This is a genomic window from Treponema saccharophilum DSM 2985 (genome assembly GCF_000255555.1).
GTDB lineage: Bacteria > Spirochaetota > Spirochaetia > Treponematales > Treponemataceae > Treponema_D > Treponema_D saccharophilum.
The window spans coordinates 54,455-71,032 of the sequence record NZ_AGRW01000030.1; the positions used below are offsets into that span (position 1 = coordinate 54,455).

General features: G+C 43.3%; 18 protein-coding genes. 10 read left to right on the top strand and 8 right to left on the bottom strand.

The genetic code is table 11. From position 1 onward, the window contains the following. Nucleotides 1-16 precede the first annotated feature (16 nt). The 8 genes from TRESADRAFT_RS01830 to TRESADRAFT_RS01865 form a co-directional block, all read right to left on the bottom strand. Nucleotides 17-391 carry a RidA family protein gene (locus TRESADRAFT_RS01830; protein WP_002702319.1) on the bottom strand — a complete coding sequence of 125 codons (375 nt, stop codon included), beginning with the start codon at nucleotides 389-391 and terminating at the stop codon, nucleotides 17-19. A 136-nt stretch (nucleotides 392-527) separates the two neighbouring features. Further along, entirely contained in the window at nucleotides 528-1,454 is a 927-nt protein-coding gene (locus TRESADRAFT_RS01835) for a HAMP domain-containing sensor histidine kinase (RefSeq protein ID WP_217169645.1), read from the bottom strand. Nucleotides 1,455-1,606: 152 nt separating this feature from the next. Next, nucleotides 1,607-2,278 carry a response regulator transcription factor gene (locus tag TRESADRAFT_RS01840; protein WP_040842137.1) on the bottom strand — a complete coding sequence of 224 codons (672 nt, stop codon included), beginning with the start codon at nucleotides 2,276-2,278 and terminating at the stop codon, nucleotides 1,607-1,609. A 33-nt stretch (nucleotides 2,279-2,311) separates the two neighbouring features. After that, nucleotides 2,312-3,151 (bottom strand): hypothetical protein, encoded by an 840-nt coding sequence (locus tag TRESADRAFT_RS01845; protein WP_040842098.1) that lies wholly within the window; start codon nucleotides 3,149-3,151, stop codon nucleotides 2,312-2,314. Between the two features lie 224 nt (nucleotides 3,152-3,375). Continuing rightward, entirely contained in the window at nucleotides 3,376-6,459 is a 3,084-nt protein-coding gene (locus tag TRESADRAFT_RS01850) for an efflux RND transporter permease subunit (protein ID WP_002702329.1), read from the bottom strand. A 35-nt stretch (nucleotides 6,460-6,494) separates the two neighbouring features. After that, on the bottom strand, nucleotides 6,495-7,424 hold the full coding sequence (locus tag TRESADRAFT_RS01855; protein WP_002702331.1) for an efflux RND transporter periplasmic adaptor subunit: 930 nt from the start codon (nucleotides 7,422-7,424) through the stop codon (nucleotides 6,495-6,497). A 30-nt stretch (nucleotides 7,425-7,454) separates the two neighbouring features. Beyond that, nucleotides 7,455-8,783, bottom strand: a complete 1,329-nt coding sequence (locus tag TRESADRAFT_RS01860) for a TolC family protein (protein WP_002702333.1) — start codon at nucleotides 8,781-8,783, stop codon at nucleotides 7,455-7,457. A 148-nt stretch (nucleotides 8,784-8,931) separates the two neighbouring features. Next, nucleotides 8,932-10,020: an alpha/beta hydrolase gene (locus TRESADRAFT_RS01865; RefSeq protein ID WP_002702334.1), complete on the bottom strand. Its 1,089-nt coding sequence runs from the start codon at nucleotides 10,018-10,020 to the stop codon at nucleotides 8,932-8,934. 124 nt (nucleotides 10,021-10,144) lie between these two features. Here TRESADRAFT_RS01865 and TRESADRAFT_RS01870 point away from each other — a divergent pair, with 124 nt between their 5' ends. The 10 genes from TRESADRAFT_RS01870 to TRESADRAFT_RS01915 all read left to right on the top strand — a co-directional run bounded on the left by TRESADRAFT_RS01870 (nucleotide 10,145) and on the right by TRESADRAFT_RS01915 (nucleotide 16,191). Further along, nucleotides 10,145-11,032, top strand: a complete 888-nt coding sequence (locus tag TRESADRAFT_RS01870) for a LysR family transcriptional regulator (protein WP_040842139.1) — start codon at nucleotides 10,145-10,147, stop codon at nucleotides 11,030-11,032. A gap of 111 nt (nucleotides 11,033-11,143) precedes the next feature. Further along, entirely contained in the window at nucleotides 11,144-12,310 is a 1,167-nt protein-coding gene (locus TRESADRAFT_RS01875; protein WP_040842101.1) for a hypothetical protein, read from the top strand. 47 nt (nucleotides 12,311-12,357) lie between these two features. Further along, complete coding sequence (locus TRESADRAFT_RS01880) at nucleotides 12,358-12,591, top strand: AbrB/MazE/SpoVT family DNA-binding domain-containing protein (RefSeq protein ID WP_002702337.1); 234 nt, start codon at nucleotides 12,358-12,360, stop codon at nucleotides 12,589-12,591. Beyond that, nucleotides 12,585-12,923 (top strand): endoribonuclease MazF, encoded by a 339-nt coding sequence (mazF, locus tag TRESADRAFT_RS01885; protein ID WP_040842103.1) that lies wholly within the window; start codon nucleotides 12,585-12,587, stop codon nucleotides 12,921-12,923. The genes TRESADRAFT_RS01880 and mazF overlap by 7 nt, the downstream gene beginning before the upstream one ends. Before the next feature lie 104 nt (nucleotides 12,924-13,027). Next, entirely contained in the window at nucleotides 13,028-13,825 is a 798-nt protein-coding gene (locus TRESADRAFT_RS01890; RefSeq protein ID WP_002702338.1) for a DUF4846 domain-containing protein, read from the top strand. Between the two features lie 41 nt (nucleotides 13,826-13,866). Then, nucleotides 13,867-14,109 (top strand): hypothetical protein, encoded by a 243-nt coding sequence (locus tag TRESADRAFT_RS01895; RefSeq protein WP_040842105.1) that lies wholly within the window; start codon nucleotides 13,867-13,869, stop codon nucleotides 14,107-14,109. A 600-nt stretch (nucleotides 14,110-14,709) separates the two neighbouring features. Further along, nucleotides 14,710-14,967 (top strand): CRISPR-associated endonuclease Cas2, encoded by a 258-nt coding sequence (gene cas2, locus TRESADRAFT_RS16780; protein WP_081478454.1) that lies wholly within the window; start codon nucleotides 14,710-14,712, stop codon nucleotides 14,965-14,967. A 178-nt stretch (nucleotides 14,968-15,145) separates the two neighbouring features. Further along, a complete protein-coding gene (locus TRESADRAFT_RS15875; protein ID WP_002701589.1) occupies nucleotides 15,146-15,421 on the top strand; it encodes a hypothetical protein in 276 nt (91 codons plus the stop codon). A 10-nt stretch (nucleotides 15,422-15,431) separates the two neighbouring features. After that, nucleotides 15,432-15,611 carry a hypothetical protein gene (locus tag TRESADRAFT_RS15880; RefSeq protein ID WP_245534319.1) on the top strand — a complete coding sequence of 60 codons (180 nt, stop codon included), beginning with the start codon at nucleotides 15,432-15,434 and terminating at the stop codon, nucleotides 15,609-15,611. Then, nucleotides 15,571-16,191, top strand: coding sequence for a hypothetical protein (locus tag TRESADRAFT_RS01915; RefSeq protein WP_040842109.1), 621 nt, complete (start codon nucleotides 15,571-15,573; stop codon nucleotides 16,189-16,191). The genes TRESADRAFT_RS15880 and TRESADRAFT_RS01915 overlap by 41 nt, the downstream gene beginning before the upstream one ends. Nucleotides 16,192-16,578: the final 387 nt, after the last annotated feature.

Here is a 16,578-nt window from a genome sequence, read left to right on the forward strand (position 1 = left end):
TAAAATCTGGCTTTTTTTACTCAACAACGGCCACTGCTTCAATTTCAACAAGGGCATCCTTTGGTAAAGCTGCCACTTCAAAGCAGCTGCGGGCAGGTTTTGAGACAAAGTACTTTTCGTATACTGCATTAAATGCGGCGAAATCTGAAATGTGGGCGAGGAAGCAGGTTGTTTTTACGACTTTTGAAAAGTCACTTCCTGCTGCCTTTAAAATTTCTCCAAGATTCTTTATGGCCTGTTCTGCCTGTGCTTCAATGCCACTTCCCTCGATTGTGCCTGTTTCAGGATTCAAAGGAATCTGTCCTGAAGTATATAAAAATCCGTTTGCAAGGATTGCCTGTGAGTAAGGACCGATTGCTGCCGGTGCTGATTTAGTTTCGATAGTTTTCATAGTAGGCCTCCAGATATTTACCTATAAAACAGATAGGAATATAATACAAATAAGGGGGCTGGTAGTCAATGAAAGCAAAAAAGCCCATGCGAAAATGCACTGACTGCCGTGAGGCGGGCGGGGCAAAAATGGCCCCTTATATCAAAACTGAAAATTCGCTGCCTTCTCCTTCCTTGCTTTGCACTTCGACTTCGCCGCCGGTGATGTCGAGAATCCGCTTGACAAGGGCGAGTCCAAGTCCGTTGCCTTTTTGCGCGTGGCTCCTGTCGCCCTGGTAGAATTTCTCGAAGATGTGCTTTTTTGTCTCTTCGCCCATGCCGCAGCCTGAGTCGCTCACTTTTATCTGGCAGAGTCCGCCGCTTTTTTTGAGGCTTACTGAAACTTTTCCCCCGTCCGGCGTGAACTTGAATGCGTTTGAAAAAAGATTGTGCCAGACTAGGGAGAGCAGCTCCGAATCTCCCTTCGCCAGAATCGAGTCGTCGATGTCGGTTTCAAGGGAGATGTTTTTGTCTTCCCAAATTTGCTCGAAGTCCAAAAGGCATTCCGTTATCTGCTCGCTCAAGTTGAATTCCTTTCGTTCGGGGAAAATCTGCTGGTTTTCAAGTTTGTTCAGCCGCAGAATGTTCGTTATGAGCGTCGTGAGGTTCCGGCTGGCTGCGGTGATGCTCTTCGCATATTCAAGGCGGGTCTCCTCATGCAGGTTCGGCTCCTGCAGCATGGTGGCGTAGTTCTGGATGACCGAGAGCGGGGTCTTCAGTTCGTGGCTCACGTTGCTGATGAAGTCCAGCCTGAGCGTCTCAACGCCCGAAAGTTCCCTTGCCATCAGGTTTATGTTGTCGATTACAACGTCGATTTCGTTCCTGAAATGCTTGCGCCTTGGAATCTGCACCGAAAAATCCCCTTGGCGGATGGATTCCGTTGCGTTCAAAAGCTGCTTGATGGGCCGTTCGATTTCGATTTTTCTGTGAAGGCGGATTATGAGCGTGAAGATGAAACTCATTACGAAAACATTGATGAAGCCCGCAATCGCACGAACAGAGAGGAATTTTTTTGAAAAGGGCAAATCTGCGTCCCAGAAAAAGACTATGATTGAAACCGTGGTTACGATACAGACTCCGAGGAAAACGAAGGCATAGTTCCTGAAGGAGAAAACGCTGAATGTAAAATGTTTTTTTTCTTTTGGACTGTTTTTTGAATTCCTTTCGACTTCTTCACTCATTTTAAGACCGCCTTGTAGCCGAGCCCGTGGACTGTGACAATCTCAAAATCCTTGCAGGCAGAAAGTTTGTCGCGGAGTTTTGTGATGTAGACGTCCACCGCCCGTGGTGTCGCGTTCGAGTCCGCATCCCAGAATTCGTCCATGAGCTGGACGCGGGTGAAGGTCTTTTTGGGGTAGGAGAGCAGCTTGTAGAGCAGGTTGAATTCCCTCGCCGTCAGGTTGATTTCCACCCCGGAATTGGATGCGCTCCTGTCGTCAGCGTCCATCGAAAAAGAGCCCACCGTGATTTTCTTGCTCTGGGCGATGTTCGCCCGCCTCATCAGCGCGGAAATCCGAAGGAGCAGCTCCTGCAAATCAATCGGCTTCACCATGAAGTCGTCGATTCCGGCCTCGAAGCCTTTTTGCTTGGCGGAAAAATCGTCCCTGGCGGTAACGAAGATTATCGGGACTGTCGGGTTGATTTTCCGCACGGTCGAGGCGAATTCAAAGCCGTCGATTTGGGGCATCATGATGTCGGAGATTATCAGGTCGAACATCTTGTTGTACATGGCGTTGTAGGCATCGTTCGCCAAAAGGCAGCCCTGCGCCTCGTATCCGTTCTGCGACAGGAAAGAGCACATCGTCCTGTTCAAGTCATTGTCGTCTTCAACTACAAGAATCTTTATCATGTCCATATTATACCCCCTGCCTGCCGCTTTTCCCTAAAAAATGTGCGTGAAAGTCAGAATGATTCCGTCCCATTGCCATTTTCTTCCGTCCGGCTCCGTTATCGGCCTCAGGTCCTTCTCGTCGCAGAAGTTCCTTTTCCCGGAAACTGGAAGCATGAGCAGGAAGCGGTTTCTTGGCCCGATTGAAGCCGAGGCGTTCAAGGTGAAGGTCAAATCCACGAAGGTCGGGTCGGAGATTCTGTATTTTTCGTCGAAGAAGGATTCCGAATAATAGCCCGAAGCGGTGGCCGAAAATCCCACGGAGTTGAAATACTTGTTCGGAACGATGTAGTTCATGTTGGCGGTCGCGCTATAGGAAAGTCCGTTCGCGTTCTCTCCGATTCCCTTGTCCAGCCAGATTTCTCCGTTTGAGATTCCCGTCATGCCCTTGTAGATTGCCTTGTAGCTTGCTCCGACTATGAAATGCTGCTTTCCCTTTGTGAAAAGCGAGCCGATGTCGAAGTTGACCGCCGCATTCGCCCAGAAGTCGTAGGTCCAGTGGGTGAAGGGCGTAAAATACTCGTACTCGTTCTTTTCGCCGTCGTATCTCCCAATGAAATCCAAATCGAGAAATCCCAAATTCAATCCCCACGACGTTCCGATGTCGCTTCCTGCCGCCAGAGTGAGGAAGGGCAGTGGCTTGAACTGGAACTGAGCGCCCGCCCTGAGCCAGAGAGGAGCGATTTCACCGTCCGCGATGAACTCAAGTTCCGGGCTTTTCCTGAACTCCGTGAACCTATGTGAAAAACGTCCATGAACCATAGGCATGAAGTAGGGAATCTTCAAGTCTATCATGTCGTTGTTGGGAAGATAGACACCGAGAATCGTAACCATGGGGTGAAAACTCGTCGCAGGCGGAACATAGGCCTGGGCATTTTGAGCCTTTGTCGAATCTTCCGCAGGCTGCTGAGTGCCTTCAATTTTTTCACTCTCTCCGCTTTTACCAATTTCCGCTTCCTCTGCATGAACAAAGCCTACAAGGGCAAGTGCGAACGTCAAAACCGCAAAACTCTTTCTAAAACATAATTTCATATTCTTCTCCATAAATCTTTCAATTTTCAATTCTCAACTTTCAACTTTCTTGCGTTGAAAATGTAGTACACCGCCGGCATGACAAAAAGCGTCATCACCGTTCCAAAACCCAGACCGCCCAAGACCGTAAGGTTTATCGGCTGAATCATCATGGCTCCCTCGCTTGGGAAAAGCGCCATTGGGACAAGCGAAATCAAAGTCGTGAGCGTACTCATCAGAATCGGGCGCAGACGGCTTTTCGCGCTCTCAACGCAGGCTTCTTCAAGGCTCATGCCGTTTTTGCGGAGGTTGTTGGCCGCATCCACAAGGACGATTCCGTTGTTTACGATTACGCCAACCAGCATCAAAAGGCCAAGCACACTCATCATCGAAAGCGGCTGTCCTGTCATCATGTAAATCAATGCGACACCGATGAAGGAAAGGGGAATTGTAAAATAGATGATGAAAGGGTCTTTAAGGCTCTCAAACTGGCTTGCCATAACGGCGAAGACCAGAACCATGGCCATGATTATGATGACGATGAAGCCTTTTCCCATTTCGATTATGTCGCTCATGTCGCCAGCAGTCTTGAAGCTCAATTCTTCGTCCTGCACAAATTTGTTTCCCACAATCTGCATGATTTTCGACTGCACGCTTGTGATGGGCACGCCTTTTTTCGGCACTGCCACCACCTTCGTCATGCGGGTCTGGTTCTTTCTTGTGATTGAAGACGGAGCCGTCACTTCCTCGTAGCTTGCCACAGCGGAAAGGGGAATGCGTTTTCCAGAGTTGCTGGTGACGAAGAGCCTTTCCAAATCCTTCACTTTCTGCTTGTCACTTTCGTCCAGAGTCACGATGATGTCAGAATCATCTCCGTCAAGGCTGTAGGTCCCTGCCTCAAGTCCGCTCACCGCAGCCCTTAGTTCCGTGGAAATCGACTGGATGCTAAGCCCCAGGCTTTTGATTGCTTCCCTGTCCAGGCTGATTTTTACCTGGGGAAGTCCGTTTGAAATGTCGCTTGAGACTTCGTTCACAATGTCGCCGCATTCTTCTTTTATGAGGGAAACGAGTTTTTCCGCAGTCGCCGAGAGTTTTTCAAGGTTGTTGCAGTGGATTTCAAGCTCGAATCCGCCCGAAGAAGACGAAGCACTGTTCAAGCCGATGGAAGTCGCCTCGAAGTCGAAGTCCGCACCTGCAAAAGTCGGGAAGAAGGAGCGGAGAATGTCCTTTGCCTTGTCGGATTCCTTTTCCGTGAGAGACAGGAGAAGGGTAGCCTCGTTTGAAGAAGCCGCCGTGCTGCCTCCCACCGTGTAGTTTGAATATTCGACGAAAGGAATATTTTCCAGAGCCAGCCGTTCCAGTTCCTTGATTTCCTCCTCTGTTTCGTAGATTGGAGTTCCCTTTGGAAGAGTCATTGTGACTTTCACCTGCGACTCGGGATTTGAAGGAAAGAGGATGAAGCCGCGGCCGGGAAGACTTCCCATTGCAAGAATAAAAAGTGCGACAAGGGCAAGAATCGAAAGGAGCTTGTGATGAAGAACCCATCTTACGGCTTTTCCGTAGCCCCTGTGGAGAGAGAATCTCTTTTCAGTTTTCGCCGCTTCTTCGATTTTTTTCGGTGCAACTTTGAGATAGTAAGCTGAAAGAACAGGCACGAGTACAATCGAAGTAAAGAGCGAACAGATGAGGGCAATGCTGATTGAAAAGCCCAGGTCCAGAAAGGCCTCGCCCATGACTCCAAGAATGCTTCCGAAGGCCAGCATTGGAACGAAGATACAGACAGATGTAAGTGTTGACGAGATGACCGGCATGACCATTTCACCCGCTCCGTCTATCGAAGCCTGTAGCGGGCTTTTTCCCTGGGAAGCGTGGGTGTAGATGTTTTCAAGAACGACGATTGAGTTGTCAACCAGCATACCGACACCCAGCAGAAGACCCGAAAGTGAAATCAGGTTGAGGGAAGTTCCTCTAAAGTACATGAAAACCAGAGTCGAGATGATTGAAACCGGAATCGAAAGGCCGATTATCAATGTGCTTTTGATATTTTTGAGGAAGATGAAAAGAACAACGATTGCCAGAAGCGCACCTGTAAGAACCGAATTGATGACTTCGTGAACGGTCGCTTCAATCTGGTCTGTGTTGTTGGAAACTTCGATGATTTCTACATCATTCGGGAGCTGCTTGAGTATTTTTGGAAGGGCAGCGCGCAAGGCGTGGGCGGCAGCCACAGAATTTTTTCCGCTCTGTTTCTGGATTTTGAACTGAATGCAGGGAACGCCGTCGAAGTATGAAATTGAGGTCACATCCTTTACGCTTTCAGTCACATCTCCAATGTCTTTTACGCAGATTGGGATGCTTTCAGCTGATGAAGAATTTTTTCCGACAATCGAGGGCTTTGCGTATGCAACAACGGTGTCTTCTATGTCGGAAAGGCTGGTAAAGGCTCCGTCCGAAACGATTGTGTAGTTCGTGTTTTCAGATTCGATGATTCCGGCCGAAGACGAAAGATTTTGAGCCTTCAATGACTGTATGACAGTTCCCAGCGAAAGTCCGTAGGATTCAAGACGCTCCTGGGAAAGAGAGACTTTGATGCATTTTTCCTGTCCGCCTGAAATGTCCGCGCTGGCAACTCCGTCAATCTGTTCAAGATTTGGTGCGACGATTTCATCAGCGTATTTGTAAAGTTCCTCTGGCGTGTGGTCGCCCTTCATGGCAAGTGTCATGAGCGGAATCAGGCTCGCGTCCAGGTGGGTAGTGGTCGGGCTTGTGGCAGAATCCGGAAGGCTGGAACGCACGCTGTCGATTTTGTCGCGGATATTGTTGCTGGCCGTGTCCAAATCGGTTCCAGTGGAAAATTCAAGCATTATCTGGCTGTAGCCGGTTGATGAAGTCGACGACATGTGCTTGAGGCCGTTGAGACCAGAAAAGACCGATTCAAGCGGTCGGGTCACATTCTGCTCCACATCCTGGGAGTCTGAATTTCCGTAGTAGGTCTGAACCATAATCATGGGGTAGCTTGTGTCCGGGAACATGTCCAGCGGAAGCCTAAGTCCGCAAAAAAGTCCCAGTGCGACCATGATTGTAAAGACGATTAAAACCGTAAGCGGTTTGGAAAGTATTTTTTTCAGCATAGTCTTTCTCCTCTGTTCATGTATTCCTTCTTCTGTTACTCATCTTTTTGAAGCAGGGCGTTCACTTTCTGTCCCTCGCTTATCATGTTCTGTCCTTTGACGATTGCAAGATTCCCCTCTGAAAGCCCAGAAGCTATCTCAGTCTTGCCGTCGACGCTGAGGCCTGTTGTTACAGGAATTCTGCTCACGCTGGCGTTTTCTCCGGTTGAATCTGCCACAAAGACATAAGGCTTTCCGCCGTTGTAGACGATTGCCCGGTTGGGAAGAGCGAGCACGTCATTTTTCGTCTGCGTGATGAGTTTTACATGGGCGAACATTCCGGCTTTCACGATTCCCCTTGTTTCTTCTATATTTAGTGTGACTTCCATCGTTCTTGTGGAGGGGTCCAGAATCGGGCTGATTCTTTCGACTTTTGCGCCAAAAAATTCCCCAGGATATGACTTGAAAGTGACCTGTGCAATCTGTCCTTCCTTGATGAGGGGAACGAATCTTTCACTTACATTAATGTTGATTTCCAAATCATCTGTGCTGCTGATTTCAGCAATTGTTGTTGAAGTTGTAGCGTAGGCGCCAACCGAAAACGGAAGTTTTGTCACAGTTCCGCTTGATGTGGCCTTGACCGGGCTCAATGCGAATTCCGATCCAGGTTTGCTGGGGTCAATCTGGGCAATCACATCTCCGCGCTTTACCCTGTCGCCGCCTTTCACCGAGATTCTGGCGATTTTTCCCGCAACAGAGGGAAGAACCTCCACGCTGTCAACAGCCTTCACCGTGCCGCCGAATTCGATGTAGTCTTCCATCGTCTCCGGGGCGATTTTCCTCACGCTCACAGTGAAGGCCGCTTTAGCATCCTCGTTCTTCTTTTTACCGTCTTTTTTTCCACCGCATGATGTCATCATCACCATCGAAAGTGCCGCAATTATTGAAAGAATGAATGTTGAAATTCTTTTTCCAGTCTTTGTCATGTTTGTCTCCTTGATAAAACCTTTAAGTCTTTATTTGTTCCGCCAGCCATCCGGCAAATCCAGCATGTACTCCAAATCCGTAAGTGCGCAGATGTAAGTGTAGAGTTCCGACTGCTCCGAAAGCCTGCTCTTGTTCAGCTGCTCCTCCGCGTCCCGCACTTCGATTAAGTCCGCCGAGCCTGCGTTGTAGGCCTTGTTCACCAGCGAATAGGATTCTTCTGCGAGGGCGATGTTCTCCCTGCAGGATTCGAGGGAAACGGCTGAACTTTCCAACTCGTCAAAGAGCTTCTGGCTGTCCAAAAGGATGTCGTCTTTCTTTTGCTCAAGCTGCAGCTCAAGTTTCTCCTTCTGCCTCTCAAGGTCGTGGTATTTGATTCTGTTGTTCGAAAACGGAAGCACGTTCGTAAAATTCCAGGTGAGGGAGAGGCTTGTGCTTCCCTTGTCCGTCCATGAAGAAGAGTCGAACCAGTCGTTGTCCAGTCCTGTCATCGTCTGCTTGGTTGCATAGTTGAACGAGAGCGTCGGTGTCCACGAGTCAAGGTTCAACGCCTTCATCTGAGATTCCACCGACTGAATCTGAAGCTCCAGTGACTCCACCTGGTTGCTGTATGCCGAGTGCAGTGAAAGCAGTTCCTCCTTGTTGAGCACTACGATTTGGGTCTCAAGGCTTCCTGAGAGAATGACTTTTGTCTTTGGCGAAAGTCCCAGAATCGAGGCGAATTCCCGAAGCTGCCTGTTCAGGGCGATTTCTTCTTTTTCGATGTCCCTTTTCATGTTCTGGTAGGTGACTTTGCTCTGCAGAAAATTGATTTTTGACGAGCCGCCGTTCCTGTAGCTTTTATCGGTGTTCTCGTATCTTTTTTTCGTGTTCGAAAGCGACGCCTTGTCAGTCTCAAGCGTCTTCTGCTGGAGGAGCAGGGCGTAGAAGAGTTTCTTCACGTCCCTTTCGTTCTGCCTCACGGTCTCGTCCCAGCTGAGAAGGCCGTTCTTGTAGTCGATGTTCGCTTTCTTCACTTTCTGGATGATTGAAAGTCCCCAGCTGAGTGAAATTGAAGCTGAACCTATGGCAGAATAGTTGTCGATTTCCTTTTCAGCCGTGCCCTCGTTGGGCTTGGAGATTGTGCCCGAAAAACTCACATCCGGTAAAAATGCGTTGAGAGAGTGGTTTCTGGCATCAGCCTTTGAGTCCACATCGATTGCCGCGCTCCTGATGGTCCGGCTGTGCTCCCTGGCATATTTTACGGCATCCTCCACCGTAAGTTCGACTTCTTCCGCCTGCTTTTCCTCTCCCTCTTCCCCATACAGGGCCAGAGACGACAGGAAGAAAATCAGCATGAATGTCTGAAGTATTTTTTTCATACATGCGCCCTCGTAAAATCTTATTTACGGAGAGTCTACGCTTTGCATGTATAAAAATTGTTTCCGAAATGTTTCCGAAATATTAAAAATGGCCCCTGCAAAGAAATTACTTCCTGCAGAGGCCAGTAAAACATCAGTTTTTGAAAAATTACTTGAGATTTGCTTCAAAAAATTCCTGCAATTTTTCCCATGGGATGAAGTTGCCTTTTCCGCCATCGTAGAGGTCGCAGTGGGTGGCTTCGGGGATAATCATCAGTTCCTTGTTGGCCGTGTATTTGCTGTCTTTTACCATGTTATTGTAGGCAGTTTCTCCCATGTAGCGGCTGTGGGCTTTTTCACCGTGGACGATGAGGACAGCCGAGCGGATTTCGTTGGAGTATGTCAGAAGGCTGGTGTTCATAAGACTTGTTGATGCGGTGCTTGCCCAGCCCATGTTGGAATTGAGTGAGCGGGGATGGTAGCCGCGGCCGGTCTTGTAGTAGTCCCAGTACTGGCTGAAGAAAGTGTCTCCTTCCGGGCGCTCTTCTGGAAGTCCGCCTGCTGTGGGGTAGTTGCCATTCGCAAAGCTTTCCGTGCGGGCCTTGTTTACGGCGACTCTTGCCTGGTAGCGGGATTCCTCATTGTCGTTCTCGTCGAAGTAGCCTTTGTTTGCGATACGGCTCATGTCATACATGGTCATTACTGCAGTGGCCTTGATTCTGGTGTCGATTCCAGCGGTGTTCAGTGCCATGCCACCCCAGCCGCAGATTCCGATGATGCCGATTTTTTCCGGGTCTACATTGGGAAGGTTTGAAAGAAAGTCCACCGCCGCCTGAAAGTCTTCCGTGTTGATGTCAGGACTGTTCATGTAGCGGGGCTGACCGCCAGATTCACCGGTAAAACTTGGGTCAAAGGCGATTGTAAGGTAGCCGCGTTTTGCCATTTCGTGGGCATACAAGCCCGAAGCCTGTTCTTTTACAGCACCGAAGGGACCAGAAACCGCAATCGCAGCGAATTTTCCGTTTGCGGGTGCTGACTTGGGCGTGTACATGTCGGCCGCCAGCGTGATTCCAAAGTGGTTGGTGAAAGTGACCTTTTTGTGTGAAACCGAGTCAGACAGAGCAAAAGTCTTGTCCCATTTTTTTTCGAGCTTAAGTTTTTCCATTTTTACCCCGTTTTTCGCATCTTTTGCGAATGCTGATGAAAGTGAAGCCAGAGCAAGAGCCGTGGCACAAAGAAGTTTCAGTGTCTTTTTCATAAAATACCTCCGTCATGTTTTTAAGATACTGGAATGGGGGTGATATTACAAATACTTTGTTTTTATTTGGAATTATGCTTAAAAGGCATAGTTTATGCTTTTTTTCTGTGCTATACTTTTTCCTATGGAACTCCGGGTATTGAAATATTTCATTACAATCGCAGATGAACAGAATATGTCCAGGGCGGCGGAAATTATTCACATCACGCAGCCGACTCTTTCACGGCAGATTATGGAACTTGAAGAGGAACTGGGGGTGAGGCTTTTTGAGCGCAACCGGCAGAACCGCAAATTCATTCTGACTGACGAGGGGGTGCGTTTTTACAACTACGCTGTTCAGATTACGGAGCTTTCGGAAAAGACGGTTCAGGAATTCAAGACCAGCAGGTCACAGGTTTCGGGCAGGATTTATATTGGGGCGGGGGAGACTAAGGCCCTTTCTGAACTTGCCGTGGCCTTTAAGAAAATCCGTGAAAATCATCCTAAAATTGAGGTAAATCTTTTTTCCGGGGATGCGGGAATTATCTGTGAGCGGCTGGACAGGGGACTTTGTGACTTCGCTCTTTTTATCGGCTTTAAGAATGTGGAAAAATATAATCATCTGACTCTTTTGCAGAAAGACCGCTGGGGGCTTCTTACTCACAAGGACAATCCGCTTGCAAAGTACGACTGCATAAAAAAGGAAAATCTTCTGGAACACTACGAGCCTTTGTTTTTGTCTGAGCAGGCCACCAAGCACGGGGAACTTTTGCACTGGTTCGGCGGTTCCATGGAAAAATACAATATAACCGGCTCTTACAATCTGATTTACAATGCAAGTATTTTTGCCAGGGAGAATATTGCTTCCTGCATTACGCTGGAGGGGCTTTCCGACATTTCTTCAGAAAGCCAGCTCTGTTTTGTTCCGCTGGAGCCTGCCATCTACAGTGATATTTACCTTGCCTGGAAAAAAGACCGGGAACTTTCTGCGGCCGCGAAGATTTTTCTGGACAAGGTTAAGGAAAAGTTTTGATTAGCCGGACAAGCGATAGGAAGAGCGAGCGTGAGCGAGTTGCGGAACAGAACGCAGAAGCAAGTTTCAAAATAAGCGGCACAAATCAGGTTTTCTTTTACTGCAATCAGCATGGACTTTATAAAGTTGATGCATGGAAAAGGAAATGAGGACTGGCACAATTCTGCTCCTCACGGTGCCGGTCCTGATATGGGACTAAAGGGAGCCAGCATCGGGCTGGTAAACAATGAATCAGGTCTGAAATATATGCTTTTAATTATACGGAGACATATAAAAATGAAAAATAAAGTATTACTTCTTCTTTTTTTACTATCTTCTTGCATAAACATTTATTCGCAACAATTTAGTTTTAAAGCTAAGAAAGATTTTACTTGGACATCATTAATCGGAAAACAATATTATATTTCAAAAGATGAAATTCTTTGTACTAAAAACGATGATGGAATCGGTTTTTCAAATCCAAATGATGCAACTAAATTATATATAATTCTTTATCAAGCTGATAATCCAAAAGCTTTATTGATTAATATTGACGATGTACTTTTCACAGAAAATAATATAAGTATTTCTGAGAAAACCAAAAATGCTTTTTGGGTTCCTTCATATTATTATGAGCAGCTTGAAAGTAAAGATGATAGATTTTCGATAATATATAAAAATGAGCCATTCTGGAAAAGTTGGAAAAATCAATATGAAAATGCTGTAACTTTGGAAGAAGATTTTAATTTGGGGTATTATGGTTTTTCGGATTTTTATTTATTTGCTAGAAATAGTCATAAAGGTAAAGGGGAATGTTGTTTTTTAGTTAAAACAGAGAGTTCTTCTGAAGATTATATAAAGTATAAAGTCTGTAAGATGTATAGTAATGCTCAAACATATATTGAGTCGACCGCAAATCCGCAGGAAAAGTTTTTATCATTATACGAAAAAGAAACTCCATTTTATATTTATCTTACAATTGATGGCGATTACATGAATGTTTATATAGATGAAATATCTGAAAAAACTCTTTTTCAAACATTAATCCGCACAACTCCAGAAGCATGTAATCAGATTGAAAATTGGATAAAAGGAAAATCGAACGATTTATCAAAAGTTGTAATGCCTAAACACGGCAATCCTTCTGTGCAAACAGAAGTAACAAAAACAAATGCTACCAACGTTGTTCAAAACAAAACAATGACCATCAAAGAAAACCTGAAGCTCCGCTCCGGCGAAGCTACCTCTACCCAGGTTCTTACTGTAATGCAAGCCACATTTTTTTTACATTTTCCTTGACAATACAGAATATACATTGTATATACTAAATATATGGAGGTAGCACTATGCAAGCAGTAGTTCAGAAATGGGGCAACAGCCTCGGTTTTAGAATTCCGTCACTTTGGGCAAAAGACAACAATGTAAAAAGTGGCAGTAAAATTGAAGTGATTGTCGAAAAAGGAAAAATGATCATTCTTCCCCAGAAAAAATCGCTTGATGATATGATGGCTATGGTAAATGCCGATAACATTCATTCGGAAATTTCAACAGGCCATGCGATAGGTAACGAAGAATGGTAAAATCAAATTATGTTCCAGAAAAAGGCGACTTGGTTTGGCTGGACTTTGACCCGCAAGCTGGACATGAGCAAAAAGGTCGCCGTCCTGCGATTTGTGTTTCTCAGAAAATATACAATAAAAAGATTGGGCTTGCTTTGTTCTGTCCTATAACAAGCCATATAAAAGGTTATCCTTTTGAAATTGTCTTAGACAATCATTCTATCAACGGTTGCATTTTGAGCGACCAGGTAAAAAATCTTGACTGGACTCAAAGAAACTGCGACTTTATAGAAAAAGCAACAGAAGAAGAAATTAATACTGTTGTTGATAATATCAAATTGATGATTGAGTAGAATTTCACATAACAAAAGTTCAAAGCCGACAAACCGGTCAAGCCGCGTGCGGTTTAAGCAATTGTTATGTGGACGCCCGCATTTGGGCGCTTTTTGAGAGAAAGATGAAAAAAAATATAATTCTTGCATTTTTGCTGATTTTTCCATTTTTTATATATTCCCAAGAAATTAATAAAAATGGAAATAATATAGTTGAACGGTTTTTTCTTCCCGAGGGCTTTGAAAGACTTTATGTTGATAAAAATTCATTTGCCAACTATCTACGAACTTACTCCTTAAAAAAATATGGTTCCCCTGTTTTACTGTACAATGGGCAGGAAAAAAGAAATAAAGTGCATATTTCTGTTTTTGATATGCCACTTTTATCTGTTGATCTTATTCAATGTGCAGATGCCGTAATAAAATTGCGAGCTGAATATTTATATGCTCAAAAAAGATTTCCCGAAATTAAATTTCATATTACTAACGGAATGCTTGTTCCGTTTGAAAGATATATAAATGGAGAAAGAGTTATTATCTCTGGAAATGATGCTATATGGAAATCTGGATACAAAACAGGAAACACGCGAGATGTTTTTGATGAATATCTAAAATTTATTTATTCTTACGCGGGCACTTATTCTTTATCAAAAGAGTCAAAAAAGAAATCAGTAGAAAATATTGTTCCAGGCGATTTTTTTATTTATGGAGGAAGTCCTGGACACGTTGTATTAGTACTTGATGTCGCCATAAATAAAAAAACAGGAAAAAAAATAATGTTGCTTGGGCAAAGTTATATGCCGTCGCAAGAATTTCATATATTAAAAAGTTATGAATCTATTAGTCCTTGGTATTATATTGAAGATGATATATTGGAAACACCAGAATGGACTTTCAACAAAGGAAGTCTAATGGAGTTTTAGAAAAAAATCCCATAACAAAGCTTCAAATTGGAGGAGTAAAAATGAAAAAAGTATTAGTATTTTTAATTTTTTGTATAAGTACACTACTCTTAAGTTGTGCTACAAATAGAGCTGATAATATTGAATATTATCTTTCATATGAAATAAATCAGGAAAATTCCCCTCCATGTGGAATGAAGAATAGATTAGAAAGTGGAAATGCATTTGAACAGGAAATATATTTTATATGGTGGACAGGGTGGAATAAAAGACAAAAAAAGCAGATCCTTATAAAGCTAGTGTAGAAATATATACAAAAAAACAATATAAAAAATTAGTTTTAATAGAATTATCTTATGTATATGAAGGAAAGACTGAAATTGTTTGTCAAAATGTTGAATTTAAATTACCTGAAACGGTTTCAACACTGGAAGAAAATCCTGATTCATGGAGGAGTGATGGTAAGAATTTTTGGTTGAATGGGGAACTTTTTGCGCATTCAGTAGGTAATTCTCAAGGCTGGCCCAAAATAGACTTTACTTCATTGTTCAGTAATCACAAAACAATTGATGAAGAATTTGAGTTTCAGTTGTTATTAAAATATCAATTTGATGATGATCCTATTAAGAATGAAACTATTAAGTATAAGGTAACAACAGTTAATGCTTGGAAATAAATAATTAGATATTATTCAATTTTAAAAGGCAATATTATTATGATGAAAAAGAATATCTTTTTTTATTATTTTCGTATTTTCGATTTTTGCCACTGAAAAACAGTCTCAAATCCTACAAAGTTCGCTTTGCAACCTGCCACTGTACCGGCCTTTCGGTTTTCAATCAGATGAAAGAAATTATGGGCGGCCAGTTAACTTATATGCGGTCTGGAGATGAAGTAGTTGTCGAATAGCTTATACTGAGCTCAGAAGATTTTTAATAAATGATGGGTATCTAAAAATTCAGCCAGAGGTTTTCATGCGGGTAGAAGATACGAAAAAAAGTTGCATCAAGCATCAAAACAGGGTAAAATCATATTTACCATCTACAGGAGAAGTACGAATGCTGATTTTGACGGAAAAACAATTTGAAAATTGTCTGCTCTGTCAGGAAAAGCCTGATTTACAGGAAAAACTTGTAGGTACAAAAGACATCGTAACACTCTAATAAAGTAGAGTTACTGGCCGCCCTTCCGAAAACGGAAGGTGATACAACACAATTGTTCTTAGTTTAGACTTATGATTCACCTTGCTTATGTTCCCTTCGTCTAGTGGTTAGGACGTTAGGTTTTCATCCTAAGAACAGAAGTTCGATTCTTCTAGGAAATGATAAAACAGGAGCGAATATGAATGAATATATTTTATCTTGGGACAAGGAAACTTGTCCAACACTTTTCAAAAGAAAAGAGTATAAGGAACTACAAAAAGAGTTCCCTGGAGCTTTTCTTGATGAAAATATGTACGAAATAACAATTGAAAATATAGAAAAGATTGCAAAAGCAAATAAAAGAGTACATCCTTCAACTTCCGTAATAGACGGAAAGGATGTACTCTTAGAGAATGAATTGAAGCTTTGTGAAACGATCAACAAAAAAATAGAAGACTATTTAGAATTGAAGTGATGAGCTGTTTTTGAAGAGAACACCGACATCGGACAGGCTGCTTGCAGATTCTGAACTGCGTTACCCCTATGAAGAATCAAAAACCCTCATGCATGTATTTGACTTTTTTGATGATAAAGCCCTGATTCAGGAACTTCTGGAAGGTATGTATGCTGAACTGCCGGAAAAGAAAGCCAAGGAAAATAGATGAGAAAGACAAAAATCAGTTTGCAGAAAGGATAAAAATGAAAAAACTTTTTACAGTTCTTTTTGTAGTTATTATTACAGACATTATCATTTTTACGTCTTGTATTAAACAGTGTAGTTCCATAGCAAATGATACTGTAAGTATTTATAATACAGAACTTGAAAATAACTACAAAGCTTCAAAAGAGTTTAACACTATGGTTAATAATGTTCCTTGTGTTTTTAAGTATGATAACGAACTTAGAAATAGAGGAAAAGAGCTCGAAAAGCTTTTTGATAAAACCTGGTTTCCGATTACAAGAGAAATCAGATACGCAGACATCCTTAATACTAAGGAATATGATAATGTAACTGCGACTTGTTGTAAAGATAATGAATGCATCTGGATTCTTCATAATCCGAAATATGAGATACCAGATAGCTTGATTATTCACGAACTTTGCCACGCAGCTTTAAGTTGTGCAGAAATAAAATCCGCCGACCATACTGGTATAGAATGGAATTACCTTTGTGATTATTTTGAATCCATTGGCTATAATCCGCTTCGTGACGGTTATTCATACGGTATAAAGGCAGTCTATTAATATTCATATAATGCGAAGAATATGTCATGTTTGTGGAAAAGAATATGAATATCCGTCTACAGACCCAAACAATCCATGTGGATTAAGACGGTGTGCAGATTGTTTAAAAAAAAGAAAAAATCGAATGGAAATGCACTTGTGGTCAAGTATTTCCTAACCGTGAACTGGCCGACCTTCCGAAAACGGAAGGTGATACAACTTTCATTTTTGGTATAAAAATCAAAAACACCAATTTATCAAAACCTGGATTTCACAACTTGCAAAATAGAATTGAGTACGTCTCTGGAAATCTTTTCATCATCCTTTAATTCTTCAAAAGCTGTTGTGTACTTTTTAGCAAAATCATCAAATATTTTTGAAAGAACGGAATACTTAATGTTCAAAGAT